The organism is Siminovitchia sp. FSL W7-1587 (assembly GCF_037963795.1).
In the GTDB taxonomy this organism is placed as follows: Bacteria; Bacillota; Bacilli; order Bacillales; family Bacillaceae_C; genus Siminovitchia; species Siminovitchia thermophila.
On the sequence record NZ_CP150169.1, the window covers coordinates 3,569,274 to 3,595,822 of the forward strand.

23 protein-coding genes and 1 other annotated feature are annotated in these 26,549 nt (G+C 42.9%); of the genes, 14 read left to right on the forward strand and 9 right to left on the reverse strand.

Features of this window, described 5'->3' with window-relative positions; translation table 11 throughout:
- Window positions 1-3: 3 nt before the first annotated feature.
- Complete coding sequence (locus NST31_RS16885; RefSeq protein WP_077110747.1) at window positions 4-450, reverse strand: LytTR family DNA-binding domain-containing protein; 447 nt, start codon at window positions 448-450, stop codon at window positions 4-6.
- A 129-nt stretch (window positions 451-579) separates the two neighbouring features.
- Here NST31_RS16885 and NST31_RS16890 point away from each other — a divergent pair, with 129 nt between their 5' ends.
- The 3 genes from NST31_RS16890 (at window position 580) to NST31_RS16900 (ending at window position 2,675) form a co-directional block, all read left to right on the forward strand.
- Window positions 580-1,557, forward strand: coding sequence for a D-glycerate dehydrogenase (locus NST31_RS16890; protein WP_205179298.1), 978 nt, complete (start codon window positions 580-582; stop codon window positions 1,555-1,557).
- A gap of 47 nt (window positions 1,558-1,604) precedes the next feature.
- Entirely contained in the window at window positions 1,605-1,880 is a 276-nt protein-coding gene (locus NST31_RS16895; protein WP_205179296.1) for a YciI family protein, read from the forward strand.
- Window positions 1,881-1,982: 102 nt separating this feature from the next.
- Window positions 1,983-2,675: an ankyrin repeat domain-containing protein gene (locus NST31_RS16900; RefSeq protein ID WP_339162133.1), complete on the forward strand. Its 693-nt coding sequence runs from the start codon at window positions 1,983-1,985 to the stop codon at window positions 2,673-2,675.
- Between the two features lie 21 nt (window positions 2,676-2,696).
- On the opposite strand, the gene NST31_RS16905 is transcribed toward NST31_RS16900, so the two are convergent.
- The gene (locus NST31_RS16905) at window positions 2,697-3,575 is read right to left on the reverse strand and encodes a cation diffusion facilitator family transporter (protein WP_205179292.1); all 879 of its coding nucleotides are present in this window, start codon (window positions 3,573-3,575) and stop codon (window positions 2,697-2,699) included.
- 578 nt (window positions 3,576-4,153) lie between these two features.
- Between NST31_RS16905 and NST31_RS16910 the strand changes: the two genes are divergently transcribed.
- The 3 genes from NST31_RS16910 (at window position 4,154) to NST31_RS16920 (ending at window position 6,101) form a co-directional block, all read left to right on the forward strand.
- Window positions 4,154-5,359, forward strand: coding sequence for an amidohydrolase (locus NST31_RS16910; protein WP_339162137.1), 1,206 nt, complete (start codon window positions 4,154-4,156; stop codon window positions 5,357-5,359).
- A 158-nt stretch (window positions 5,360-5,517) separates the two neighbouring features.
- On the forward strand, window positions 5,518-5,709 hold the full coding sequence (locus tag NST31_RS16915) for a hypothetical protein (protein ID WP_339162138.1): 192 nt from the start codon (window positions 5,518-5,520) through the stop codon (window positions 5,707-5,709).
- 197 nt (window positions 5,710-5,906) lie between these two features.
- Window positions 5,907-6,101, forward strand: a complete 195-nt coding sequence (locus NST31_RS16920) for a hypothetical protein (RefSeq protein ID WP_077110759.1) — start codon at window positions 5,907-5,909, stop codon at window positions 6,099-6,101.
- Between the two features lie 20 nt (window positions 6,102-6,121).
- Here the strand turns inward: NST31_RS16920 and NST31_RS16925 are convergent, their stop codons facing one another.
- The gene (locus tag NST31_RS16925; RefSeq protein ID WP_077110761.1) at window positions 6,122-6,697 is read right to left on the reverse strand and encodes a YhcN/YlaJ family sporulation lipoprotein; all 576 of its coding nucleotides are present in this window, start codon (window positions 6,695-6,697) and stop codon (window positions 6,122-6,124) included.
- A 190-nt stretch (window positions 6,698-6,887) separates the two neighbouring features.
- On the opposite strand from NST31_RS16925, the gene NST31_RS16930 reads away from it, so the two are divergent.
- The 6 genes from NST31_RS16930 (at window position 6,888) to ccpA (ending at window position 15,865) form a co-directional block, all read left to right on the forward strand.
- A complete protein-coding gene (locus tag NST31_RS16930) occupies window positions 6,888-9,575 on the forward strand; it encodes a DNA translocase FtsK (protein ID WP_339165592.1) in 2,688 nt (895 codons plus the stop codon).
- Between the two features lie 85 nt (window positions 9,576-9,660).
- Window positions 9,661-10,761, forward strand: coding sequence for a nicotinate phosphoribosyltransferase (locus NST31_RS16935; RefSeq protein WP_077110762.1), 1,101 nt, complete (start codon window positions 9,661-9,663; stop codon window positions 10,759-10,761).
- A 208-nt stretch (window positions 10,762-10,969) separates the two neighbouring features.
- On the forward strand, window positions 10,970-12,289 hold the full coding sequence (murC, locus tag NST31_RS16940; RefSeq protein WP_077110764.1) for a UDP-N-acetylmuramate--L-alanine ligase: 1,320 nt from the start codon (window positions 10,970-10,972) through the stop codon (window positions 12,287-12,289).
- A 139-nt stretch (window positions 12,290-12,428) separates the two neighbouring features.
- On the forward strand, window positions 12,429-12,932 hold the full coding sequence (locus NST31_RS16945) for a DUF948 domain-containing protein (protein WP_339162140.1): 504 nt from the start codon (window positions 12,429-12,431) through the stop codon (window positions 12,930-12,932).
- A 36-nt stretch (window positions 12,933-12,968) separates the two neighbouring features.
- Entirely contained in the window at window positions 12,969-13,484 is a 516-nt protein-coding gene (locus NST31_RS16950; RefSeq protein WP_077110768.1) for a YtxH domain-containing protein, read from the forward strand.
- 1,379 nt (window positions 13,485-14,863) lie between these two features.
- Window positions 14,864-15,865: a catabolite control protein A gene (gene ccpA, locus NST31_RS16955; protein WP_077110770.1), complete on the forward strand. Its 1,002-nt coding sequence runs from the start codon at window positions 14,864-14,866 to the stop codon at window positions 15,863-15,865.
- Window positions 15,866-15,919: 54 nt separating this feature from the next.
- Here the strand turns inward: ccpA and NST31_RS16960 are convergent, their stop codons facing one another.
- From NST31_RS16960 to NST31_RS16970, 3 genes are read right to left on the reverse strand one after another with little or no spacing between them, the layout of a single operon-like run.
- The gene (locus NST31_RS16960) at window positions 15,920-17,104 is read right to left on the reverse strand and encodes an acetoin utilization protein AcuC (protein WP_339162142.1); all 1,185 of its coding nucleotides are present in this window, start codon (window positions 17,102-17,104) and stop codon (window positions 15,920-15,922) included.
- A complete protein-coding gene (locus NST31_RS16965) occupies window positions 17,101-17,748 on the reverse strand; it encodes an acetoin utilization AcuB family protein (RefSeq protein ID WP_205179290.1) in 648 nt (215 codons plus the stop codon). The genes NST31_RS16960 and NST31_RS16965 overlap by 4 nt, the downstream gene beginning before the upstream one ends.
- Window positions 17,749-17,776: 28 nt before the next feature.
- Window positions 17,777-18,409, reverse strand: a complete 633-nt coding sequence (locus NST31_RS16970; protein WP_077110773.1) for a GNAT family N-acetyltransferase — start codon at window positions 18,407-18,409, stop codon at window positions 17,777-17,779.
- A 190-nt stretch (window positions 18,410-18,599) separates the two neighbouring features.
- Between NST31_RS16970 and acsA the strand changes: the two genes are divergently transcribed.
- Window positions 18,600-20,318, forward strand: coding sequence for an acetate--CoA ligase (acsA, locus tag NST31_RS16975; protein WP_077110775.1), 1,719 nt, complete (start codon window positions 18,600-18,602; stop codon window positions 20,316-20,318).
- 1,004 nt (window positions 20,319-21,322) lie between these two features.
- Here acsA and NST31_RS16980 read toward each other — a convergent pair.
- Window positions 21,323-21,475 (reverse strand): hypothetical protein, encoded by a 153-nt coding sequence (locus NST31_RS16980; protein WP_171973854.1) that lies wholly within the window; start codon window positions 21,473-21,475, stop codon window positions 21,323-21,325.
- 63 nt (window positions 21,476-21,538) lie between these two features.
- The gene (locus tag NST31_RS16985; protein ID WP_339162146.1) at window positions 21,539-24,541 is read right to left on the reverse strand and encodes a transglycosylase domain-containing protein; all 3,003 of its coding nucleotides are present in this window, start codon (window positions 24,539-24,541) and stop codon (window positions 21,539-21,541) included.
- Between the two features lie 110 nt (window positions 24,542-24,651).
- Window positions 24,652-24,868: a binding site (T-box leader), on the forward strand.
- A gap of 48 nt (window positions 24,869-24,916) precedes the next feature.
- Between NST31_RS16985 and tyrS the strand changes: the two genes are divergently transcribed.
- Window positions 24,917-26,182: a tyrosine--tRNA ligase gene (gene tyrS / locus NST31_RS16990; protein ID WP_339162149.1), complete on the forward strand. Its 1,266-nt coding sequence runs from the start codon at window positions 24,917-24,919 to the stop codon at window positions 26,180-26,182.
- A 73-nt stretch (window positions 26,183-26,255) separates the two neighbouring features.
- On the opposite strand, the gene NST31_RS16995 is transcribed toward tyrS, so the two are convergent.
- Window positions 26,256-26,522, reverse strand: a complete 267-nt coding sequence (locus tag NST31_RS16995; protein ID WP_339165593.1) for a phospholipase — start codon at window positions 26,520-26,522, stop codon at window positions 26,256-26,258.
- Window positions 26,523-26,549 lie beyond the last annotated feature (27 nt).

Genomic DNA, 26,549 nt, shown 5'->3' on the forward strand with positions numbered 1-26,549 from the left:
TGTTCACTCCTTAAATAGTGCTTTGTTTAATTCCTTTGCATATTTTCGGGAAACAATTTCCTTTTCCCCGTTTTTAAAGGCGACGACCAGACTGCCGCCGAAAGTAGCTTCAAAGTAATCCATCCACTCCACGTTTGCCAAACAATATTTTGAGATTCTCACAAAGTGATGCCGACTGTACCGCTCTTCAAATTGTTTGAGCGTATCTTTGTATCGGTATTGCTGCTTACCTCTAAATGCAAAGCATTTATTGTCTTTTGAAAAAACATGGGAAATTTCTTTCGGTTCTACAAGATAAATTCTCTCCTCCCTTTGTAGAGAAATGACCCCATTTTCTTTCTCATCATGAATGATAGATAATAGCTTTTCCACTTTGGCATTCATTTCTTTGATTACGATCATGATTTCGTCTTCTTGAATGTTTGGGTTGATATTCAAATGGACTTTCAAGCAATCCCCCCCTCTTTTATTTGAGTATACGTTCATCGAGTTTCGCTGAAAAGGAGATTTGCGGCAAGTGGTCGAAATAGTATTATAAGATGATAAAATGTAATGATATGTGGAAAGGAGATAAACAATTTGAAAGAGAACATTTACATTACGCGCAAACTCCCTTCCAGTATTATAGAAAAGCTGGAAAAGTCCTTTCATATCGACATGTGGGAAAAAGAAGAAGAAGCGATCCCAAGAGAGCTTTTGCTGGAAAAGGTAAAAGAAGCTAAAGGATTGCTTTGCATGTTGACTGAAACGATTGATGAAGAAGTAATGGAAGCCGCTCCCAATTTGAAGGTGATTAGTAATATGGCTGTAGGCTATAACAATATTAATGTTAATGAAGCGACAAAAAGAGGAATTCTCGTCACCAATACACCTGGAGTTTTAACAGAAACGACTGCTGACTTAACCTTCGCTCTTCTCATGGCAACGGCCAGGCGGCTTGTGGAAGCATCCAGTTATCTGCGCGAAGGTAACTGGCAAACTTGGTCACCTATGCAGTTGACGGGGATGGATATTTTTGGCGCGACGCTGGGCATTATCGGGTTTGGCCGCATCGGCCAGGCGGTAGCGAGGCGGGCAAAAGGGTTTCAAATGGAAGTGCTGTATTATAATCGCTCGAGAAAAAGAGAAGCCGAAGAAGAAATTGGCGCCACGTATGTCGACTTTAAAACGGTTTTAACAAAATCCGATTTTATTTGTCTTCTTTTACCATACAGCCCGGAGGTCCATCATCTTATTTCCAAAAATGAGTTGTCCTTTATGAAGAAAACAGCTGTGTTGATCAATACAGCCCGCGGGGGGATCGTGGATGAGGAAGCGCTGTATCATGCGCTCAAAAACAAAGAAATTTGGGCAGCAGGCCTTGATGTTTTTGAAAAAGAACCGGTAGATCTTTCTCATCCTTTATTGACCCTTTCAAATGTTGTCACACTCCCCCATATTGGCAGTGCGAGCATTGCCACACGGATGAAAATGGCTCAGTTGGCCGCCGACAACTTACACAATGCGTTATCAAATAGGGGGACAGTGATGAAAGTGAATGATCCGGTTCAAGCATAATTCATGTATAATGAGAAGAAAAATGATGATGTGCTGGAGGAAAAGACATGAAATATTTTGCCGTTTTTTTACCAATGAAAGATGAAGAAAAGAGCAGGGAGAACCGCCCCGCCCATTTGGAGTTTTTGGCCCGCAAACGAGAAGAAAAAAAAGCAGTCATGTTTGGCCGTTTTGTTGATGGGACTGGCGGACTTGTCATTTACCAGGGAGAAAGTCTTGAGCAAGTTGAATCTTGGGTGAAAGAAGATCCATATGTTATAACGGGAGCACGCCATTATGAAATCCACGAATGGGAAATCGCCGCGATGGATATACATAAGTAAACTGAAAAAAAACTGCCTTTTCCGCCGTTTTTTCGGATAAATTGAGAAAAAGGTCGGCTTATGTTCATCTAGGCCTGACTCTCTTGAAAGAAAGGTGTTCGTTTGAAAAAGCATACTTTACTATTTATAGTGTTGTTGTTGCTTCAGGGGTGTTCGGAGAGCGGGAAGGAGGATGCAAACATGAAGAAGGAGGAATCGCTAACGTTACAGGAACAATTGTTCCTGGCGACAGAACAAGGGGATCGTCAGCAGATTCAACAACTCCTGAAAAAAGGGGCAGATGTTAACGGACAAGATGCAAAAGGCCGGACGCCTGCCATGATTGCCACCTACAATGCTGATACAGATACTGTAAAAGTGCTAATTCATGAAGGGGCGGATGTCAACATTCAGGATGACATGAAGAATAATCCATTCCTCTATGCCGGGGCGGAAGGGTATTTGGACATATTGCAATTGACCATAAAGGCAGGCGCAGATCCATCCTTGACAAACCGATATGGAGGCACTGCCTTAATTCCGGCGGCGGAACATGGATATACGGATGTAGTCAAGGAGCTTCTTGAAAAAACGGATATCGACGTCAATCATGTAAACAATCTGGGCTGGACTGCTCTTTTGGAAGCAATTATCTTAAACGATGGAGATGTAAAGCAGCAGGAAACGATTCGAATGTTGATACAACACGGTGCAGATGTTCGTATTGCTGATAAAGACGGGGTCACTCCGTTGCAGCATGCTCGTAAAAAGGGCTTTAAAGAGATTGAGGAAATCTTAATAGAAGCAGGGGCTTAGCCGGTACCGCACAGGTGCCGGCTATTCATTTGGCTCCGGTTCAACGTGAACATGGACATCGTACACTCCGTGTTCGTTTTTCATTTTTTCCTCCACAAGTGTGGCAATGTTATGCGCTTCTTGAATATCCAACGTTTGGTCTACGAGGATTACGACATCGATCACTTCATTACTTCCGTAGTTCCTCCCTTTTACTTCTTTAATTCCTTTTACTCCATCCACTTTTCTCATTTCCTTTTTGTACAAGGAAATTTTATTCTCATCAAAGCCATCAGAAAGCTCGTGGGATGCCTGTTTAAAAATATCCCACGCCGTTTTGCATATGAGTAACCCGACAATAAAGGCGGTGATGGAATCGAGCAAGGGCATGCGAAATTGGGAACCAATGATCGCCACAACGGTTCCAATGCTGACCCAGGCATCAGAAAGATTATCTTTGGCAGCTGCCATAACCGCGGTGCTGCGTATTTTCTTTGCCAATCTTTTGTTGTACACATATACGAAGTACATGACCGCGGCTGAAAAGAGTGCAACATAGGCGGCTATCGTATCAGGAGGCTCATTTTGGCCATGGATGATCGTCTTAAAAGCGCTATTTAACACCTGAATTCCGACTCCGAGCATAATGAATGAAGCTGTCATAGAGGCGATCGTTTCACTTTTCCAATGGCCGTATCGGTGGTCTTTATCGGGTGGTTTTTGGGAAAGCTTCAATCCGATCAATACGGCGATGGATGCTGCTATATCAGTGGTATTATTCAGGCCGTCCGCTTTTAGAGCCTCTGAACCGGCCGTATAACCGAAATACAGTTTGAGAATTGAAAGAAAAATGTACGCGCCAATACTCAAAATGGCCCCGCGCTCACCCATTTTGAGGTTTTCATAAGACTGCTGAGACATACATATCATTCCTTCCCGCTTGTTCATCTTATGATAGCAACCAACAGTCGAGTGGGTCTACAGCAACCTTTTTGGGCTGTTGTCAATAAGTAGGCTGGAGATTATATTGTTTACTGGAGTAAACATTTTGACTTCATGAACAATTCATTCAACGACAAACAGACAGGCAAAATCTGTTTGTCTGCAGATCGATCTATTTGGATAGTTTCTTTCTTCCAAAATTTTGAGATTTGAGTCTGATAAAAGAAAAAGCTTTCAAATGTAGCTTTCCATCATGGAAGCGGCCAGAATTGAATAAACAATAATGAGCCCTTAAAAATTGGTGCGCAAAAGCAATAAAGAAAACGAATCCCGGGGGGAAGAATGGAGGTTTGTATGAGGGTACAATTGGTGACCAACTCCGTTGTAAGGTTGACGGCAGAAGATTATCTTGCGAAGTGCTGACAAGTCAGAAGAACTGATCATTTACGGATTTGAAATGGATCGGAACCATAACTTGATCAACACCAATACACATTGTTTTATGGTGAGAAAATAATATGCTGTTAGCGCGGCATATGGTGAAAGGGGAAAAACTGATGGAAAAGACAGTTTTTAATCAGGTAGACATCAGCTCCTATATCGATGAAGTCGTTAAATGGAGAAGACATCTTCATAAATATCCTGAACTATCATATAAAGAAAAGCAAACTTCCCAATTTGTTTATAAAACGTTGAGTAACTTCAATAATCTAGAAGTTACAAGGCCAACTGAGACAAGTGTAATGGCAACATTGACTGGGGGATTACCCGGAAAAACCATTGCTTTTCGAGCAGATATGGATGCTTTGCCGATAGAAGAAGAGACTGGCTTATCATTTGCTTCTCAAAACAAGGGAGTCATGCATGCGTGTGGCCATGATGGGCATACAGCCATGTTGCTGGGCGCGGCAAAGTTTCTTTCTCATATTCAACAAGATATACCGGGAAAAATCATATTCTTGTTTCAACATGCTGAGGAGCAGTTTCCAGGCGGGGCAAAAGAATTAGTGGAGGCTGGTGTATTACATGGTGTGAGTGAAATAATTGGGATGCATTTATTTTCTCCAATACCAACCGGAACAATATCCATTAAATCCGGAATCTTTACAGCTAATTCCGACATATTCGACTTACATATTATCGGCAAAGGGGGCCATTCGTCAGAGCCGCAGGAAACAATCGACCCGATTGCAATTGGAGCACAGGTCGTTAATAATTTGCAACATATTATTTCACGAAAGATTGACCCGGCTGAAAGAGCGGTAGTATCCATAACTGAGTTTAAGGGAGGAACAGCTAAAAACATTATCCCGGAAACTGTTCAAATTGGCGGTAGCGTGAGAACTTTTTCCAAGGGGGTTCGCGAGAAAATCGCATTGCAAATCGAGAAAATTGCGTCAGGAGTCGTAAAAGCGCATGGGGCTTCATACGATTATCATTATCAATATGGATACGATTCCGTATACAATGATCCGGATATGACGTTGAAAATAAAACAGTTGGTTCAAGAAACATTTGGTTTTTCCTCGATTTTGGAAGCGCCTCCAATAATGGGCGGGGAAGATTTTTCTGCTTATTTACAGAAAGTTCCTGGTTGCTTCATAGGCATAGGGGCCGGCCATCCTGATTATAAAGAAAATTTTCCCCATCATCATCCTAAATTTAATATAGATGAAAATGCTCTGGAGGTTGGGGTTAAGCTTTGGATTCGTATGCCATTCTGTTTACAGAATTCACTAGGTTTCAAATCAAAGGAGGAATAAAATGTTTCAGGAACCAGTCATCGCGGCGATGGTGATTTTGGGTTTAATCGTATCGCCACAAGAGCGAGAATCCCGATGTTATTTACGGTGTTGCTCGGTTATTTAATCTTAATCTGGACGGGGCTTTTGCCTAACCAGTCGCAACAGGATGTTTAGCAATGATAAAGAAAAACAGCAAGAGAAAAAAGGGAGCGCTTTCTTATAGAGCGATAACAATTCACATGTACTCGTTTGGCATGATCCTTATGAACAAAAAGAAGTTTGAATCGCTTCCTGACGATACGCAACAGATTTTGCTGGATGCTTCAAAAAAAGCCGGAACCTATCAGCTTGAGTTGTCCAAAAGTTGAAAAAAGAGTATAGAATGACAGCAAAGGAAAATGGCATGGAGATCATTGAAGACATAGATCATGAACCATTCAAGGATGCGGTGGAACCGATATATGAAAAGTATGCGGACAAAGTACGGGGAACTACATAAAATCATTCGTGGAAAGTAATCAGCAAAGTGTTATTCCCAGTTTGAGTAAATAAGGGAGTCGTGTGGGTGAAAAAGTTAAAGTTCTTTCAAGTCCGAGGGCCAAAGCAGGATTATATTGGGGATGTCCGTGAAGGACTTCAGGCAAAATGGCCGCATGATGCACGAGTGGTCGTAAATATTGCCGTGAACTATGAAGAAGGCTCCGAGCAAATGAAAGCTTCAGGAAATGGAAGCATTGAACAGGACTTCCCGCATTCATAACGGGGAAGTCCTTTCCTGTTTTATCTGGCATTCGGAAAAACGCGCCTGATTGTTTCTGTAAATTCATCAAAGAAACCACTAACAGGCCGGCCATTGTTAATGTCATTTCGGTAACCTTCCATCCGGTTATAAAAATCCGGGTTTTCCGAAACGTACACATTATCAAGGCGATCGTTCGCTTTTCTTGCTTCCTTGGCGATTTTTCTTTCCGTATCCCTAGTCAACTTGTTGTTGGCACGGTCGGTTAGTTTTACAGCCACATAGGCGTTGCGGTTTGTGACAAGCACATATGCCCGCTCCACTTCATCCAGCCCTGTAATTTTGTCAGCAACATCATCGGCAACATCAACGTTTTGGTTATTATTGTTTCCGTTATTCGTGTTGTTGACGTTGGTTCGATTATCGCTGTTGTCATCAACACCGAGACCATCATCATTATCAAAAATTCCGTCACGGTTGTTTTGAGGATCATAACGAACTCCGAGCGGCTGATTATCATCACTGCCGAATCGATCGTGATTATCATTATTGGCACCGCAACCTACAAGCATTAACGAGATTAATCCTGCACCGATAATGGGCTTTAAAAATTTCATGTTGTCCCCTCCTTGTCAAATCTGTAATTCTTTTTTAATGTTCCAAACGAATCAATTTCTATGCATTATTTGTTATAATGAAGGCTGGCAGTATTTGTACAAAATAAAAAGAAAAAATCACAAATGGAAAGTGTGATCATAATTGAAGTGGTGGAAAAAATTTCTTTCAACTTTTTTTTCTGAAGAAGAAATGATTGAAGATACAAAGGAACATGTTGCTGCCAATGAACTTCACAAGAGCAAACAGCATACTGAAATGAAAACACGCGTAACGTACCAATATCCGAAGGGAGAATTTCGTTTCCCCTTAATCAAAGATCCGCCTCAAAAAAGTCGGACAGAACGTAAGGAACAAAATCAATCTAAACATCCGTCTCCTCGTTCCCCTGAGATCAAAACGGGCAGAACCGATCAAAAGCGCGTTACCGAGTCCGTCCCAAAGGAGAGCCGGGAGCAACCATATGTAAAAGAGGGGTGGCGCAAGGTTGAACCAAAAAACAGCCGGCCTTTTGAGCCGACGAATATACCTTCGCCAGTTCACGGCTTCCATCGTCCCAAAAAACAGAGAAACAATGCCCCTGAATTTGAATTGACGGCTTCTTTTTCCCGCCAGTTTAGCGAAGAAGTGAAAGAAGAAGAATTGAAGAACGAATTTGAAACACATTCAGGCTTTAATTCCGGTTCAAATCAGGACTCGGAAGTGGAAATTTTTCCGGCTCATGAAAATATCGAGGAAGACCCTTTTGAAGAGGAAATTCCGGATATAGAATTTCCTGAAGAAGAAAAGGCTATTCAGGAAGCCGCCTCGGTATTGGAACCAGTGCCATGGCAAGAGAAGCCATTTAAAACTGATACAGAAAGCGAAGATCTACACGAATTTGCAGAGAATCATGATGAATCGGTGCTTATGAAGAATAAGTTGGAAAAAACACCAGTAGATATCAAAGTGGATGACGAAAAGGAACTTAATGCAACAACCTATAGCGAATCATCCTCTTCTGCAAAAGTTGACGAATATGTTGAGACCGTGGATTCAGACACGACCCTTGATTCACCAACCGAAAAAGTTCCATCTATCGGGGACGCTGAAGATAAGATTGCGCAAACTGAATCTATAGAAGTTGAGTCCCTAATTCAAGATCAGACAGAAAAGACCCATACAGCACTGGGATTAGAAGAACAGGAGAATGCGGAAAAGCGCACTGACTTTGAAAGCGGAGTACAGCAACCAGAAGATAGCCGCTCTTCGAACCAAGAAGAAAAGAAGCGCGAAGAGCCTGCCCAAACATCCAAAAGTAAACAAAGGGCTCATTTGCCATTCAACGTATTGATGCTTTCCCAGGATAAACTCAAATGGCAGAAACAAAAAAACAAAGAAGCGGCTCATTCTCGTTCTCCTATTCCGGGCAAATCGTCAGCCGATGAGTCGAAAGAAACGAACGATGGACATTCATTGTCATATGTTTTTCCACGAATTGATTTGCTTGAGCCTCCAGTGGCCAGGACAAATGATGAGGACTGGGTAAACGAACAGTCGGCACTTTTGGATGAAACTTTGGAAAATTTTAATGTCAAGGCCCGAGTCGTCAAAGCGAGCCAAGGCCCTTCCGTAACGCGATTTGAAGTGCAGCCGGACCCGGGCGTGAAAGTGAACAAGATTACGAATTTAAGCAACGACATTAAACTGAGCATGGCGGCCAGGGATATTCGGATGGAAGCTCCGATACCAGGAACTCGATCCATCGGGATTGAATTGCCGAATAAACAAAGCCGTCCGGTGCAAATCAGTGAAATTATCGGGAGCGACACATTCTTTCGCTCTCCATCCCCTTTAACAGCGGCCCTTGGATTAGATATATCTGGGACTCCTGTCGTCACGGACTTGAGAAAAATGCCGCATGGTCTCATTGCTGGCGCCACTGGATCAGGAAAAAGCGTATGCATCAACTCCATTCTTGTCAGCCTTCTGTATAAAGCAAGGCCGGATGAGTTAAAATTGCTGCTTGTTGACCCAAAAATGGTGGAACTCGCGCCGTATAACTATATTCCTCACCTAGTCAGCCCGGTGATTACTGATGTAAAAGCGGCAACCGCCGCTTTAAAATGGGCAGTGGATGAAATGGAACACCGCTATGAGTTGTTCGTCCATGCAAATGTACGGGATATAAACCGATTTAACAATGTGGCTGAAAAGAATGGAAAATACAGCGACAAATTGCCGTATATTGTGATTATCATTGATGAGCTGGCTGATTTGATGATGGTAGCGCCAGCGGAAGTCGAAGAGTCGATATGCCGGATTGCCCAAAAAGCGCGGGCGTGCGGAATTCATCTTTTAATCGCGACACAGAGGCCTTCCGTTGACGTCATTACGGGCCTGATTAAAGCAAATGTCCCAACAAGAATCGCATTTTCCGTTTCCTCACAAGTCGATTCGCGGACTGTCATCGATGTAAGCGGAGCAGAAAAACTGTTGGGGCGTGGCGACATGTTGTTTTTAAATAACGGTTCCGTCAAACCTGTCCGCCTTCAGGGAACATTCGTATCAGATGAAGAAATCGACCGTGTCATTGAACACGTGCGAGATCAGGGGGAACCGCAATATTTGTTTAAACAGGAAGAACTGTTAAAAAAAGCCGAGCTACAGGAAAATGAAGATGAACTGTTTGTGGAGGCGTGCGAATTTGTCATCAAACAGGGCCATGCATCTACTTCATTATTGCAAAGACAATTCCGGATTGGCTATAATCGGGCTGCCAGATTAATGGAAATGATGGAGGAACGCGGAGTAATTACGGGAGCACGTGGAAGCCGTCCGCGGGATGTCCTCATCAAAGAAGAAGATTTACATTCGTTAAAAGATTCGCTAGTACAATAGTGAAGAAAATGGTATTCTATTTGTGGATCGCTCAATGCCTGTTTTTTATCCTATTGGGCAGACGATGACACAAGGAGTATTTGCGATGAAGGAAATTGATTTAAAGCTGCAGGGAAAAATCAAACGGCTTACAAATGAAACGTTTAAGTTTGATGAACGAGTGAAAGATGGGTGGTTCTCTGCAGTTTATTTTTTAAAAACGAGGGAAATTGCCAAGCGTTACAAACAAGACAATACTGTATTAATGCAGTTTTTCCAAAGAAAACATGCTGTGTTATGCGGAACGGATGAAGCGATCGCGCTCGTGAAATGCTTCGCCGATCATCCTGAAAACTTGGAAATATATTCATTGAAAGACGGAGATAAAATCACTCCCTTTGAAACAGTGTTAACAATTAAGGGACCATATCAGGATTTTGGTTTTTTAGAAGGGATCATTGACGGTATTCTTTCCAGAAGAACTTCGGTTGCGACAAACGTGTATAATGTATCAAAGGCCGCGGCCATTTCTGGAAAACAAAAACCCGTCATCTTTATGGGGGACCGTGATGATCATTTCACACAGCAGGCGGGAGACGGATATGCGGCTTATATTGGCGGATCAACAGCCCAGGCCACACCGGCCATGAATGAGTGGTGGGGAAAAGAAGGAATGGGAACGATGCCACATGCCTTGATTCAGCTTTTTAACGGCGATATCGTTGCCGCCACCAAAGCATATAAAGAGACGTTTCCGGAGGATGAACTCGTTTCGCTTGTTGATTATAATAACGACGTGATAACCGATTCTTTAAAACTTGCCCGTGAATTTGGGTCGGAATTAAAAGGAGTAAGAGTCGATACGTCCCGGACTATGATTGACAAATACTTCCTGAGAAACCAACATTTACTTGGCACCTTTGATCCTCGCGGGGTTAACGCGAATCTTATTTTTGCTTTGCGAAAAGCGCTGGATGACGAGGGATTTCACCATGTGAAAATTGTTGTTTCTGGCGGATTTAATGAAGAGAGAATAGCGGAGTTTGAAAAAGCTGGTGTACCGGTTGACATGTATGGTATCGGCAGCAGTTTATTAAAAATTAACACCGGTTTTACCGGGGACTGCGTCATGTTAAATGGAAAGCCTTCCGCAAAAGCAGGAAGAAGGCACCGTCCCAATCCGCGGCTTGAAAAAGTTTGTGATTAAAAGGAAAATTTCCCCAAGCCGCTTTACCATTGGTTCCCATTTGGAAACAATGGTATAATGACACAATACAAAAACCTATCTGTTCATACATATGAATGTTGTCGGAAGCTCATAATATAATGAGCAGTCAATTCCAGAAAGACCTTTGAGCAAAAAGTTTTCCACTTCATATAATACATACAGATAGACGATCGCTGGAGGTTCTGCTATGACTGTATACCATTTCGTCGGTATTAAAGGTTCCGGAATGAGCGCTCTTGCACAAATTCTCCATCATTCGGGTTATAAAGTGCAGGGATCGGATGTGGAAAAATATTTCTTTACCCAAGAGGCTCTGGAACACCTAAAAATAAAAATATTACCTTTTCAACGTGAAAATATTAGACCGGGCATGAAAGTCATCGCCGGCAATGCTTTTCCTGATTCACATGAAGAAATAGATGAGGCGTTAAGTCAAGGGGTAGAAGTGATCCGTTATCACACATTCATTGCCGAATACATGGAACAGTTTGTGAGTATAGGCGTAACGGGATCGCATGGGAAAACCTCTACGACCGGTCTGCTTGCCCATGTTATGCAAGGTGTCAAGCCCGTTTCGTATCTGATTGGAGACGGGACCGGCAAAGGGGATAAAGAGGCTGTCTATTTTATCTTTGAAGCCTGTGAATACCGAAGACATTTTTTATCATACCATCCAGATTATGCCATCATGACCAATATTGATTTTGACCATCCAGACTATTTTTCCGATGTGGGTGACGTTTTTAGTGCGTTTCAGGAAATGGCTCTGCAGGTCAACAAAGCGATTATCGCTTACGGGGATGATGAACAACTTCAAAAGATACAAGCGAAAGTGCCGGTTCTTTTTTACGGTTTTGGCGACGGAAATGACTTCCAAGCCCGGAATATGATAAAATCGACGGCCGGAACAAAGTTTGATGTCTTCGTTCGCAATCATTTTTATGCGACATTTGAAATTCCAACATATGGTGACCATAATATTTTAAATGCTCTTGCGGTCATCGCCTTATGCCACTACGAGCAAATTGATTGTAAGATTTTGCAGAAGCAACTGAAAACGTTCAACGGTGTCAAGCGCCGTTTTACCGAAAAACAAATGGGAAGCCAGATTCTTGTAGATGACTATGCCCATCATCCAGTTGAAATTAAAGCGACGATAAATGCAGCCAGGCAGAAGTATCCTGATAAACCGATCGTTGCCGTCTTTCAACCGCATACTTTTACCAGAACACAAACGTTTTTACGTGAATTTGGGGAAAGTTTGGGTGAAGCCGATAAAGTATATTTATGCGATATCTTCGGCTCCGCCAGGGAAAACCAGGGAGAGCTTTCCATCAATGACTTAAAAGCCAAAATTGAAGGTGCCGAGATACTACAGGAAGATGATACTTCCCCGCTTTTATTGTTGGATGATTCCGTACTCCTTTTTATGGGTGCTGGAGACATTCAGAAATTCCAGATAGCATATGAAAATCTATTGCAGCAACAGTTAAAAAAAGCACAATGAAACCGCCTTTGGGGGGCGGTTTCCTTATAATATGTAAAGAGAAAAAGAACAAGCATGTTTGCATCAAGAAGATTGTTAAAAGAGTTTATCCTTGGACAAACTAGGGTAGGAAATGTTGTATACAGGAGGTGTGGAGTGAATGAGTATCATTCTTTATTTAAGCGTTGCCTTAATTGCTATTGCATTTTTCATTCTTGTCATTAGTTTGACGAAAACATTAAAGGCAATGAAAGAAACGATGGAAAGTGTTTCTACAACCTTAGATGGGCTTGAAAACCAATTAAAGGGTGTAACAGGCGAGACAACAATGCTATTACATAAGACGAACGCCCTTGCTGATGATATTCAAGTGAAAGTAGAAAAACTCGATACAGTTGTAGATGCGGTGAAAGGTGTGGGAACCGCCGTACAAGGGGTTGGCGACACTGTAGTGGACCTCAACACATCGCTGCAAAGAGTGACGAAAACGGTCTCTTCTACAGTTGTGAAAAATGAGGACAAGATTGCCCAAGCTTTACAATGGGGAGCAGTCGCAAAAGAGATTAAGGATAAATGGTTTACAAAGAAAAAAGCCAAGGAAAGTGAAGAAGCCAAGTCTGAAGTAATGATCCATACTCAACAGTTGGAAGGCGGAAGAGGATAAATCAATTATACCAATTTGAGGAAGGATGAGAAATAGATGGGTAATCATGACAATAATACTGGTAATTTTTTAACAGGTGTGATCATCGGCAGTATCGTAGGAGCTGCAACCGCATTATTGATGGCTCCAAAGTCAGGCAGGGAATTGAGAAGTGATTTGAGTGAACAAATGGATGTACTAAAGGATAAATCAAGTGGATGGAAGGAAACCGTCATGGAAAAAAGCAGTGACCTTACCACGACGGCCGTTGAAAAAACGAACCAGCTCCGCCAAGCCGCAATGGATAAAGGCAGCAATTTGGCAGACACGGTAAAGGAGAAAGCGGGTCAGTTCCGCAACACGGCGAAAGAAACAACGAATACGATGGCAGAAGCCGCTAAAGACGGAGCGAACCAAATGCAGGAAACGGCCCATCGTACAGTTGACCTTACCGCGGAAAATGCCAAAGGAGCTGCCGATCAAGCTCAAACCGCGGCAAACGAAGCAAGCGATGAAGTAGCGGAGAAGGCTGAGCAACTGGCGGAAAAAGTCAATAAATCCATGAACCCTTAAAAAATAGACAGGCGGCTTGATAAAAGTTGCCTGTCTATTTAATTGGAACAAAGAAAGGCGGGGGTTGCCCTTTATGGGGAATAGTTTAAGTGTTTCTCTGATATTTCGTTTCTCGATCGCCAGCGCGTGGCCAGTTTGAAAAAAATTTCTGTCAATCTAGCAACTTCCAATTCCCGTCTCGTTCAAGCCGGTTTTAAAGGTCATCTTTTTCCTGTCAAATTAATTCCTTTCCAACTATTCCGAAATCAATTTTTTCATGTTTATTTTCCTCGGTGACTTGCGACAGTAATTCTTCCAACGACGGTTTTTCCTTTTCCATATGGAACTCTCCTTTTCGATTGTTTGTCCCACCCATTTTAACAGTTTTTAATTTTATACAAGATGGCGTTGTTTATCGAATTATACTTGTAAAGTGAAAAAAACGCCATTGAAAACCTAATGCTATGGACAAGATAATCAATTGAATAAAAAACGCTGTTACTTTTTCCTGCTCAAAGGGTATAGCTACAATGATGTCCTGGATAAAAGCAGCAATGCTTTGATAGAGGAATTTCGTTTAGGAACATAGTGAATGGCCATAAATTGCGAAACATGAATGGTTACCATTTTTAAGCTAATAATAGTACGGATCGATCAAAGGGGAAGGACTCTCACGGAATAACGACTGCGTTACAATAATGATTGTTCGGTGCTGATCCATAAAATAAGATTGAATTTTCGATCAGTTTTTGATAAAGTCAACATATTAACCGAACGTTACTGGGGGAAACCTTCAAAAGGATGATGAATAGCAAATCCACTCGGAATTGATTGGAATACGCAACAGTGTCACGAAATGGATGGAGGGGTTGGCAATAATCTGATGAGGAAGTGATTGTACTCACGTTGTTACATATCAACTTTACGATTTCTCATGGATTTGTGTTGCCGACATTACAAATAACAGGGATGTTCTGCCTCGCTGTCTTCTACTTGAAACGATCGTACATCAGAGAGGTAAAAGTCGCTTTTCGCAAAGCAAAACAGTGCTCCCAAAATGGACAACAGTCGAACTTTTTTGTCAAATTCCGTTTGTGAAAGAAAAGTTATGAAAATTTATTGACGAGAGGTGAAAAGGTTTGCAACAGGATGGCTTTTTGGCGTATGATTATGAAAGAAGTGAAAAATGTATATAATAAAGGTGAAACTTCATTCAGTAGTAGTTTTCTTCCATCTCCTACTGAATGTTAGTTGAACCAATCGGGCATTTAGGTGCCGTTTTCTCCCACTTAGACCTTTTGTATCAACTCAGTTCTTGAAGTGGGAGTATTACGGAACCTTACATGCGGGATAAATGAAAATACATCGTGTGGCAAGCTTTGAACAGGAGAGTGAAGAAGATGAATGTAACAATATATGATGTGGCAAGGGAAGCAAATGTTTCAATGGCGACCGTATCAAGGGTGGTCAACGGAAATCCAAATGTGAAGCCCGCCACGAGGAAAAAAGTACTGGAAGTAATCGATAGATTGGAATACCGGCCAAATGCGGTAGCGCGTGGACTTGCGAGTAAAAAGACAACAACGGTTGGGGTAATTATACCAGATGTCGCAAATATTTTTTACGCAGAGCTTGCCCGCGGGATTGAAGACATTGCGACCATGTATAAATACAATATTATTTTGAGCAATTCAGACCAAAATGTAAACAAAGAATTGCATTTGCTAAATACGATGCTTGGAAAGCAAGTAGATGGTATTGTCGTCATGAGCCAAAATATTACAGATGAATTTGTCCAGGAGTTAAAGCGGTCTCCTGTTCCGATCGTGCTTGCGGGTTCAATCGAATCTTCCAATTCGCTTCCTTCTGTCAATATTGACTACAGACAAGCTACGTTTGATGCGACAACGCATTTTATTGAAAAGGGGCATAAAAACATCGCATTTGTGATGGGGCCGATGCGTGATTTAATTAATCATGGGCATAAGCTTGTGGGTTATAAGGAAGCAATGGAACAAGCAGGATTGGAATTCAAAGAGGAATACGTCATTGAAGGCGAATATACGTATGATACCGGGCTTGAGGCGTGGCAAAAAATGAAGCAACTTGACCCGAGACCAACAGCGGTTGTATCGGGTGATGATGAAATGGCCCTTGGTGTCCTGCACGGTGCCCAAGATGACGGCTTATCGATACCAAATGACCTGGAAGTAATCACTTCTGATAATACAAAGCTCACATTGATGGTGCGCCCGCAATTGACAACAATCGTGCAGCCGCTCTATGATATTGGGGCTGTTTCCATGAGGCTGCTAACAAAATATATGAACAAAGAAAAAGTACAGGATAACGTTGTTGTTCTTCCACACCGTCTGGAAACAAGAGGGTCTACGAAAGAATAAACCGTTATGCTTCGAATGCCAATCAAGAGAGATGTCCAAGGTTGAAAATTCACCTTATTGGACATCTCCTTTTTTTCTTTCCCTCTCCAACTGTTGGCGTAGGAAATATAGGGCCCGCTCGACTGTTTGTGCATTCTTTTGTGTAATTTCTTCCTTGCGCGGAATAGGCTTGTACAAATTTGGCTCATCTTCCCAATTTTTCGGCAGCTCAAAAGGAGCAAGCTTTTTCCAGCGATCCAGCCATTGTTTGGGTAGCGGACCGGAAGCATGTTTTCCTGTCATTTCCAGCCAAATAAGGGACCAAGCGCGAGGGACGACTCGCCAAATATCATAGCCGCCCCCGCCAACGGAAATCCACCTGCCCTCACAATACTCATGGGCAAGCGCATGTTCCAGCTTCGGAATTTCCCGATATGTATTCATGGTGACAGACAAATGTGTCAGTGGGTCAAAATAGTGGGCATCCGCACCGTTTTGGGAAAAAATAACATCTGGTTTGAAATATTCGACAATCTCGCGCAAAGCCGTAGAATAGGCCCAAATAAAAGATTCATCTTCTGTAAACGCATCCAGTGGGATATTGAAAGAATAGCCATATCCTTTTCCCTGGCCCCATTCATTTGTGCTGCCGGTACCGGGAAACAAGTACCTTCCTGTTTCGTGAATGGAAAATGTGCATACCGTTTCATCATCATAAAAGGACCATTGTACGCCGTCTCCGTGGTGGGCATCGGTATCTATATACAAAACCCGTGCGCCATATTTCTTTTGGATATATTTGATCGCTACGGCACTATCATTATAAATGCAAAATCCGGAAGCTTTTCCCTTAAATCCGTGGTGGAGCCCCCCGCCCAAATGCAAAGCGTGGTTCGCTTTTCCTTGCATCACATAATCAACAGCTGTCAGCGTTCCGCCGACAATATAAGAGCTGGCTTCATGCATGCCTTCAAAGATGGGCGTATCTTCGGTTCCAAGCCCAAAACTCTCCGCTCTGCTTGGCGGCAAATATCCACTGCTTGCCTGCTTTACTGCATGGATAAATGCCGGATCATGATTAAGCTGAAGCTCTTCCTCCGTTGCTTTCCTGGGGGGAATGATAGCGTCGTCTGCAAGTGCCCCCATTTTTTTTAGCAAATCGTTTGTTAGAGTGAGCCGAAACTGATTAAACGGGTGATGTTCAGAAAAGCGATATTTTAAAAGTTCATCCGAATAAATAAATACTGAATCTTTTTTCATGATGATATCCCCGGCAGATTGGGCCATAGTACGTCAAATCCTTCTTCTTTCAAAGCTTCAATCATCCGGATGGGATTGATCGTGGCAATTCGGAAAACGAGGATCTGATATTGATCGTCATCTGGGTCCGGATAAACGAGTACACTATGCAAATTGACGCGATGTTTGCGAAATACTCCAGCCGCATCATATAGCACTCCGGTTTTATTTTTCACCCGAATTTCCAGTTGCGACCCTGGTTTATTGGCGCCGGTTAATTCAACCATCGTGTGCAGGAGATCAGTGCTCGTAATAATGCCGACCAGTTTCCGGTCATGAATGATCGGCAGACAGCCAATTTTATAATCGTAGAAAAGGACGGCCACTTCTTCCACAAAATCGAGAGGATGGCCTGTAATCACATTTTCCGTCATGATGGTGGACAAAGAAGCGGCGAGGTGTTCCTTTAATGCTTCTCCTTTTAAAAAAGAAGGCAGGGTGCTTTTAATATCACGTTCCGTGACAAGGCCGACAATTTCTCCATCGTTATTCACTAGCGGAAGGTGGCGTATGTTATTTTCACGCATGAGGGACAGGGCTGACTTGACATTGTCTTCCGGCGTAAGAACCAATACATTTTTCGTCATGATTTGCTCGACAATCATCCATCTCCACTCCTTTTCATTACTAACGCTAATACATTAAACGGTTCGTAAATCGCAGACGATCAAACTGCTCTATTGAACGCTGGTCAACCCTTTTTCCGATTCGTGCCATGAGACAGTTGGCAGGGTGTGAACAAATCTCCGGATCGTCGGTCGCATACCATTCCAGGCCTCCGGCCTGCATCATTTTCTCCATCACTTTTCGATATTCCCACACATTTAGGCCAGTTCCTTTTAAATCCCAGTGCCAATAATATTCCGTTGTAATGATAATATAATCTTCCATCGCGTCATCCATCATGGAAACTTTCAATAAGCCTTTCCCAATTCCTTCTCCACGATATTCAGGTATTACTTCAATTGCTCCAAGCTCTATTAAATTATCCATTTTTCCCTCTGACCAGCGCTCAAGCGGATCGGGATATACGAATGTGACGTAACCGACCACTGTATTGTTGACACGGGCAACAATGATGCGTCCTTCGGGCAATGCGGCAATCTCAACAAGTGCTTCTTGCTGTTTCTGGGGAGGGCGGAAAGAAATGAGATCTTTATGAAACTCCATGTCTTGGAGGGATTCGCTGCTAATAGGTCCTTCGATCAGGACATTCCCTTTACGGGTTTTCAATTCCAGAGCATTGTATCTTTTTTTATGCTCCATTCAAGCACCTCCTTATAGGTCAGATATTTCCGGTCTGTCTATTTCTTTTTTCATTATACACGAATGGTGCAACGCTTACATTTGTAAACAGCAAATTTTATACATGATTTGGAAGAAATTTGAACTAATTGTGAATGTTTGGCTTTTATATTATAATGAATGAATAATTCTTAACAGGGGGGATTACTTCATGGGAACACAACGCATTCCTGCTGCCCAAGGTGTTTACAATTTGCAAGATTATGATAAAACAAGGCAAACATTTGATTGGCAAGAAGCTGAAAAGCACTTTTCTTGGGCTGAAACCGGCCAAGTTAATATGGCCTATGAAGCAATTGACCGTCATGCAGAAACCTTTCGGAAAAATAAAGTCGCCCTTTATTACCGGGACGAGTCAAGAAAGGAAACATATACGTTCGAAGAAATGAAAGAGCTTTCTAATAAAGCGGGAAATGTTTTAAAAACATACGGCGGTGTCAATAAAGGAGACCGTGTTTTTATTTTTATGCCGCGTTCGCCTGAATTATATTTTTCTATTTTGGGAGCCATTAAGCTCGGCGCGATTGTAGGCCCCCTGTTTGAGGCTTTTATGGAAGGAGCGGTCAAAGACAGGCTTGAAGACAGTGAGGCAAAAGTGCTTGTGACAACGCCTGACTTGGTTCATAGGGTTCCGGTAGATGAACTTCCTGCATTGAAAGCCATTTTTCTAGTAGGAGAAAACATTGAGGAAACCGGGCCGTTTATTAATTTTAACAAGAAAATGAAAGAAGCGGACAAGCATTTGGAGATAGAGTGGGTCGATCGCGAAGACGGCCTGATTTTGCATTATACGTCCGGGTCAACGGGAAGGCCAAAAGGTGTTTTGCACGTTCATAATGCCATGATTCAACATTATCAAACTGCCCGTTGGGTGTTGGATTTGCAGGAAGACGATATTTACTGGTGCACGGCCGATCCCGGCTGGGTAACGGGCACTTCCTACGGAATTTTCGGTCCTTGGCTTACGGGAACTTCGAATGTGATTACAGGCGGTCGTTTTAAGCCGGAAAATTGGTACCAAGCGATTGAGGACTACGGTGTGACGGTTTGGTATAGCGCTCCAACGGCATTTCGGATGTTGATGGGTGCAGGTGATGAACTTGTTGAAAAATATGACCTATCTTCACTTCGGCATATTTTGAGCGTCGGCGAACCGCTAAATCCGGAAGTGATTCGTTGGGGAATGAAAGTGTTTGGCAAACGTATTCATGATACATGGTGGATGACGGAAACAGGCGCCATTGTGGTTGCCAATTATCCTTGTATGGAGATAAAGCCTGGATCGATGGGGAAAGCGATCCCTGGGGTGGAAGTCGCCATTGTGGATGATCGGGGGAATATATTGCCACCAAACCGGATGGGCAATCTCGCCATTAAAAAAGGCTGGCCGGCGATGATGCGGGAGATATGGAAAAATCCACAAAAATATGATTCTTACTTCCTTCCAGGAGGATGGTATGTATCGGGAGATTCCGCCTTTATGGATGAAGAAGGATATGTTTGGTTCCAAGGCCGAATCGACGATGTCATTATGACATCCGGCGAGCGGGTAGGTCCGTTTGAAGTAGAGAGCAAACTGCTTGAACACCCTGCCGTGGCAGAAGCGGGTGTCATCGGGAAGCCGGATCCTGTCCGCGGGGAAATCATTAAAGCATTTGTTGCACTGATGGAAGATTACGAACCAAGTGAGGAATTGAAAGAGGATATCCGCCAATTCGTCAAAACGGGGCTGGCTGCTCATGCCGCACCTCGTGAAATCGAGTTCCGGGACAAGCTTCCAAAAACGCGCAGCGGCAAAATCATGCGCCGTGTCTTGAAATCATGGGAACTCGGACTGCCGGCAGGCGACTTGTCGACGATGGAGGACTAACCATAAAAAAGCTGTCCCAAAAGTGAAATGTTTCTGTCAAGTAGACAGTGGAAGCGGCTTGAACCCTGATTTTTTGAGGGCTTAAGCCGTTTCATCTTTATTGCTAGCGCTGATAGACCTTGAATTAATTCATGATCTGGGTCTACTGAAGTTTACAAGGTTTTCTATTTTTGGGTAGGAACGAAAGTCAAAGGGTAGGAGCGAAAATCCAATGAAGGGGGCCATGTACAAACAAAATGCTGATCAATCGCCTGAAGTTTCCCTGCCATGTAGCGTTCAATTAAATCCAACCTAGTCAAAAGCAGAGAATACATCAAATCGTTGGGACATTCAAGAATCTTGAAATGGTTCTGCGGCCATTTTTTCATTGATTCATTCAATGCGGCTTTTTGCTTAAATTCCTTCGTCTGATCTTGTCATCCACGACTTATTTACCTATTTCATTAAATTTTTTCCTGAAATTCAGGTGCTTTTTCACGAGCGCTGTCACTTCTGCTCGTTCGGAATAACTTCGCTTTAAAAAAGTAACAACGAAAACGACTTCACCAACATTTCAATGTGCTTGTGTGATTTGAAACACGATTGCTTGTTGAATGCCAGAAACTATCAGTTTTTTAAATAGCCTCTTTTAAAATGTTACTCACTCATTTGATTGATCATTTGAATATAAAAAAGCTAAGAAAAATGATATTGATAAAACAAGAGGAGTAAATAACACAATATTCATAAAAAACCCATTTACCTTTATCCATTCTATAGCTACATTGCTTTCATGAAATGCAACAAAATCAGGGTTTTCCAATGCTATGAGGAATCTGTTTAGTATGACTCATAAACAAAACATGAATAGAGAGTGAATACTCATCTTTGTTGAAATGAATTTTCATACTCCTTAATCCCTTTTTTATATGCGGTATATTCATTATATTACAATAATTGATGATGGTCATTTGTTAAGGGAAAAAATAAAGCCCCTCAAAGAACTTCATGAGTAAAGAATTTCTTTATTTTTCATGGTCCTTCTTTTGTAAAAAGATGTAGGATATCGTAAATTTCACATATATTCTCTCAATCGCTTGAATCTGTTTGTTGTGCTCTTTTTCGGCCAAACCGACTGCCCTGCATTTATCTTTCACATTCAAGTCAATTCTTGTCATGAGGGAACATCAGCTCAAAAGCGAACCTGCTCCGCCCTGGGAGCAGGTTTCTTTTGGAATATTTTATTGATTCGGTTCCTCTTTTTTATCTGGAACCGGATTGCCGCCATTTTCGTTCCCGTTCCCGTCGTTTCCACCTTGGTTAGGCTCTTTTGGTTCTTCCTTTTTCCCGTCATCTTTCTGTTGGTCTTTTGGCTCCTCTTTTGGTTCCTCTTTTTTAGGCGGCGGTGTATTTGGAGCCGGTGGTGTTGGTGCTTGTTGTTCCTTGTTGTTATCTTTATCTTTGTTTTTATCAACTTCGGTTTGTTTCTTTTGAGTATCCTCTGTTTTTGCCGGTTTGTTTACTTGCTTGGTTTCCATTTTGTTGGACGGTGCCGATTCACGGCCGGCAATATCGACGGCCACTACATAATACGAACCGCCGCCCGCCCGGTAGGATAGAGAAGAACCGGATGCGATAGACGCGACTCTTTTGCCTGACCCGGAATAGACCCGATAACCAACGACATCATGGCTGGGAGATTCATTCCAAGTGAGCAATCCGTTAGACATGGTGGTTGAAACACTTGCCGGTGCCTTTCCATCGTCCCGCATGATCGCTCCGGCAGCCAGTAAGTTTTTCCACCTTGGATCATTGTCCGGAATCAAATAAGCCGGATTGATCGCTCGTCCAAGTGAGATTTGTTTCACGAATTCTGGACTGAGCATACCGCCTGGTTTTGTAAATTCTTGTGGTGTGGAAGGCAGAGCCATGTATTTTTTTCCTTTGATCATGACGTACCGCCCGTTTCCTAAACTATTATCGACCTTCGTCGGCACAAATTTCGCGTTAAACAGATCAGACTGTACCAAGCCTGCTGCTGAACAGGCTTTTGATGGAAGCATTCCGGAAATGCCGCAATACGAACGCCGTACAATTCCACCTGGCATCTTGAACCTTTCTTTTGGTTTGACCAGGTCGGGAGCCGCGTCATAGGCGCCATTCATTAATCTTGCCCATATGTTGAGATTGCGTCTTCCTTCACTTCCATCAGTTGAAAGTGGGGCCGGCTTCCCATATCCAATCCAGGCGCCAAGTGTGACATTTGGATTGGAAGCAACGAACCATGCATCATTCGGTCCATTCGTTGTTCCCGTTTTTCCAGCCCAATCCGCTGAAAATTTTAGCATTCCGGGGACAGCAGAAGCCGTTCCGTATCTAAGCACATCTCGCATCATGTCAATCATTAAATAAGATGTTTGTGGGCTAAATACATCGACAGGCTTGGCTTTATGTTCATAAATAATATTGCCGTCATGATCCGTAATTTTTTCAATCATATAGGCATCGATGAATTTACCGCCATTGGCGAATGTCGTGAAAGCATTCGTGTTTTCTTCCACTGTAACCCCGTCTTCAACCCCGCCGAGTGCAGCGGCTATGTTGGTATGATCCGCTTTCGTCAGTGTCGTAAATCCCATTTTTTCCAAATAAGCGGCCGGGTTGTTGTTGACCGTTTTTAAGTACGTATAAACGGCGGAGGCGTTGTACGAATGGGCAAGCGCTTTTCGGGATGAAACAAGTCCATAATACCTGCCTGAATAGTTTCTAAAAACTTTACCGCCTGTTGAGAGTGGAATATCTGCCACAACCGCGCCAGGAGCGCTGAGCCCCATTTCCATAGCAGGCGCGTAGACGAGTAGTGGTTTCATCGTTGAACCATTTTGCCGCTTTGCCTTGGTGGCATGGTTCGTTGCTTCCAGTTTATGGTCGCGGCCGCCGACAAAGCTTAATATTTTACCGGTTTTATTTTCAATTAAAATGGCTCCCACTTGGACAGGTTCTTTGATTTCCTCCAATTTTCCCGTTTCCGGATTTCTCTCCTGCCTAACTTTCGTATAACCGTAATTGTTGTATTCATCTTTTACTTTTTGATGAGTGTCATATATTTGTTTATGAATTGTCGTATGGATATGATAGCCGTTGTGCCGGATGTCCCGACGTGCCAAAGTCTCATACTTGTTGTAAAGGCCCTTGTCCTTTTGCAAGTCCTTTTCACTGTAACCATCTTTCTTGGCAAGGATTTCCATCAATATGGTAATGCCGCGTCTTTCAATTTCTTCGGTCAGATATGGATATTGCTCATAAGCCCGCGGCTGTGGCTTGATAAAATCGCCTACAATATTATAATGAATCGCTTCTTCATATTCTTTTTGGGTAATAAACTCTTCTGCGCGCATCCGGGCCAAGACGGTTTTCATCCTGTTTAAGCCGGGTTCAAGAAGCGATTCCTCTTTTAATCCGCCGCCGTTGGCAAATGGCGTATATCTGAACGGGCTTTGCGGCAAGCCGGCAATAAAAGCTGCTTGCGGCAAGTTCAGCTCTTTCGCATCCACCCCGAATATTCCTCTTGCCGCGGCCTGAACCCCGCCAATATTTTGTCCAGATGAATTTCTGCCAAATGTAGAAACATTCAAATAAGCTTCTAAAATTTCATCTTTTTCAAGAAACTTTTCAAGCCTTAGGGCAAGCAGGATTTCTTTTGCTTTTCGGTCAAAAGAAACTTCGTTCGTTAAAATTTGGTTTTTAATGAGCTGTTGTGTCAAAGTACTGCCGCCTGTTTGGACAGAAGAGTTGGTTAACTCCTGAAAAACAGCCCTCATTAAAGCTTTGGGAACGACCCCTTTATGCTCGTAAAAATACTCATCCTCTGTCGCGATGACGGCTTTTTTCAAATGATCCGAAACTTCTTCAATGCTGACTTCTTCTCTGTCAATGTCAGACTGGAGTTTCCCCAAATAAATATTGTCGGCAAAATAAAGCTTGGATGTTTCTTCATAATGGAAAATCTCCTGTTTCATATTGGAAGCGGGCCGGACTTTTTCATCTTTTACAAGTGATGCAAAATAGCCGGCGCCAACTCCGCCTGCAAAGATGCCTCCCAGTACGAGAAATATCGTCAATAGAAAGGTCAAGTTCCACGCCACGCCATATGTAATCCGGAAACCTTTCATCCATTCTTTTTTCTCAATGGTAAAAGCACGCTGTTTAAGTCGCTCCCATCGTGCCTTCAAAAAACTCTTCATACAAATACCTCCTGAAATCACAACTAATTATAGCATATGGAAGGCGTTTTTTCGTGACAATTTGACATGGCGGTGCATTGTAGCTACAATATTTTCTATACAACGATATATATTGAGCTAAGAATGGATCAAGTAGTCGACTGTCCCTGTTATGAAGAGAACCGGTGGTTGGTGAAAACCGGTACAAACAGTACGATGAAATACTTCCAGGAGCTTTTGCCGTGAACTTTCATAGTAGCGGCAAACGGTAAGAACCGTTATATCGATGAGCGGGGAAATTTGATTTCCCAAGTTGGGTGGTAACGCGGTGAATAAATCGTCCCTTCGTAGACAACGAAGGGGCGTTTTCTATTTTTAAACAGAAGGCAGGGAAATATGTTGAAGCAATTATTAGATGACTTAAAGTGGCGCGGCATTATTTATCAACAAACGGATGAAGAAGGCATAAAAGAAATTTTGGAGAAGGAAAAAATTTCTTTATACTGTGGAGTCGATCCCACGGCAGACAGCATGCATATTGGACATTTATTGCCGTTTCTGACAATGCGCCGCTTTCAAAAACACGGGCATCGTCCGATCGTTTTGGTCGGAGGATTTACGGGACAGATTGGTGATCCGAGCGGTAAAAAAGAAGAAAGGCAGTTACAAACGCTGGAACAGGTTGAAAAAAATGTTCAAGGCATTAAGGCCCAATTGAGGCGGATTTTTGACTTTACGGGTGAAAACCGTGCTCGTATGACAAACAACTATGAGTGGCTCGGTTCAATGGACTTAGCGACATTTTTGCGTGATTTTGGCAAGCATATCGGCGTGAATTATATGCTTGCGAAAGAAACTGTTGCTACTCGTCTGGAAACGGGCATTTCCTTTACGGAATTCACCTATACGCTTCTGCAGGCGATCGATTTTCTGCACCTCTATAAAGAATACGGCTGTAAAATGCAAATTGGCGGTAGCGATCAGTGGGGGAACATTACGACAGGACTTGAATTTATCCGCAAAATGGCGGGAGAGGATGCCAAAGCCTACGGTTTAACGATTCCGCTCGTTACGAAAGCGGACGGAACAAAGTTTGGGAAAACGGAGGGAGGCGCCATTTGGCTTGATCCTGAAAAGACGACTCCTTACGAATTTTATCAATTTTGGATTAACACGGCCGATGCAGATACGGTTCAATACTTAAAGTATTTTACGTTCCTTGAGCGGGAAGAAATTGAAGCGCTTGAAAAATCACTGAAAGAAGAGCCGCATCTTCGCAAAGCACAAAAGGCGCTTGCTGAAGAAATGACACGTTTGATTCATGGGGAAGAAGCGCTTCAGCAGGCGATCCGGATTACCGAAGCTCTCTTTAGCGGTAATATAAAAGAGCTATCTATAGAAGAAATTGAACAAGGCTTTAAAGATGTTCCTTCATATGAGCATCAAGCTGAAGAAACAAATGGACTCGTGGATTTGCTCGTAGCCGCCAAAATTTCGCCGTCTAAGAGGCAGGCGAGGGAAGATATTCAAAATGGAGCGATTTCCGTTAATGGGGACCGAATCACCGACACCGGGTATGAGCTTGGGGAAAAAGACAGGCTCGGCGGAAAATTCACGATCATCCGTCGCGGGAAGAAAAAATACCATTTAATTCAATATTAAAAGTGAAACTCGGCAGCCTTCTGGCTTGCCGGGTTTTTTCATGAAAAATATTCCCGAATTCAATCCGATTATTTTAGCCGCAAAAGAACGCGGTTTTTAATCTCATAAAGTTGTACATAAGCGCACTGGCCCGGCCTTTTTGTGTGTACGGTTCGATTTTTGGTTTTAAACAATGCATAAACTCATGATCGCATATACAGGGATGAATATTGTTTTGCAGACAGTAGTCGTGTCTCATGCAACAAGCATCCACATCATTTACGGGAGCTCCAGGGCCGCTGCAGCCGGGGCCGCACCAATTGTACCCTGGAAAAAGACAAAGACCCCGGCTTCTTCTCATGGCTCTTCGCAATCACAACACCTCCTG

What these genes read in the sequence shown, in the direction of transcription:
- NST31_RS16895 (WP_205179296.1), top strand. Translation starts at nt 1,605, where the DNA reads ATGAAATATTTTGCCGTTTTTTTACCAATGAAAGATGAAGAAAAGAGC.
- NST31_RS16905 (WP_205179292.1), bottom strand. Translation starts at nt 3,575, where the DNA reads ATGTCTCAGCAGTCTTATGAAAACCTCAAAATGGGTGAGCGCGGGGCC.
- NST31_RS16910 (WP_339162137.1), top strand. Translation starts at nt 4,154, where the DNA reads ATGGAAAAGACAGTTTTTAATCAGGTAGACATCAGCTCCTATATCGAT.
- NST31_RS16915 (WP_339162138.1), top strand. Translation starts at nt 5,518, where the DNA reads ATGATAAAGAAAAACAGCAAGAGAAAAAAGGGAGCGCTTTCTTATAGA.
- NST31_RS16925 (WP_077110761.1), bottom strand. Translation starts at nt 6,697, where the DNA reads ATGAAATTTTTAAAGCCCATTATCGGTGCAGGATTAATCTCGTTAATG.
- NST31_RS16930 (WP_339165592.1), top strand. Translation starts at nt 6,888, where the DNA reads ATGATTGAAGATACAAAGGAACATGTTGCTGCCAATGAACTTCACAAG.
- NST31_RS16935 (WP_077110762.1), top strand. Translation starts at nt 9,661, where the DNA reads ATGAAGGAAATTGATTTAAAGCTGCAGGGAAAAATCAAACGGCTTACA.
- murC (WP_077110764.1), top strand. Translation starts at nt 10,970, where the DNA reads ATGACTGTATACCATTTCGTCGGTATTAAAGGTTCCGGAATGAGCGCT.
- NST31_RS16945 (WP_339162140.1), top strand. Translation starts at nt 12,429, where the DNA reads ATGAGTATCATTCTTTATTTAAGCGTTGCCTTAATTGCTATTGCATTT.
- NST31_RS16950 (WP_077110768.1), top strand. Translation starts at nt 12,969, where the DNA reads ATGGGTAATCATGACAATAATACTGGTAATTTTTTAACAGGTGTGATC.
- ccpA (WP_077110770.1), top strand. Translation starts at nt 14,864, where the DNA reads ATGAATGTAACAATATATGATGTGGCAAGGGAAGCAAATGTTTCAATG.
- NST31_RS16960 (WP_339162142.1), bottom strand. Translation starts at nt 17,104, where the DNA reads ATGAAAAAAGATTCAGTATTTATTTATTCGGATGAACTTTTAAAATAT.
- NST31_RS16965 (WP_205179290.1), bottom strand. Translation starts at nt 17,748, where the DNA reads ATGATTGTCGAGCAAATCATGACGAAAAATGTATTGGTTCTTACGCCG.
- NST31_RS16970 (WP_077110773.1), bottom strand. Translation starts at nt 18,409, where the DNA reads ATGGAGCATAAAAAAAGATACAATGCTCTGGAATTGAAAACCCGTAAA.
- acsA (WP_077110775.1), top strand. Translation starts at nt 18,600, where the DNA reads ATGGGAACACAACGCATTCCTGCTGCCCAAGGTGTTTACAATTTGCAA.
- NST31_RS16980 (WP_171973854.1), bottom strand. Translation starts at nt 21,475, where the DNA reads ATGACAAGAATTGACTTGAATGTGAAAGATAAATGCAGGGCAGTCGGT.
- NST31_RS16985 (WP_339162146.1), bottom strand. Translation starts at nt 24,541, where the DNA reads ATGAAGAGTTTTTTGAAGGCACGATGGGAGCGACTTAAACAGCGTGCT.
- tyrS (WP_339162149.1), top strand. Translation starts at nt 24,917, where the DNA reads ATGTTGAAGCAATTATTAGATGACTTAAAGTGGCGCGGCATTATTTAT.
- NST31_RS16995 (WP_339165593.1), bottom strand. Translation starts at nt 26,522, where the DNA reads ATGAGAAGAAGCCGGGGTCTTTGTCTTTTTCCAGGGTACAATTGGTGC.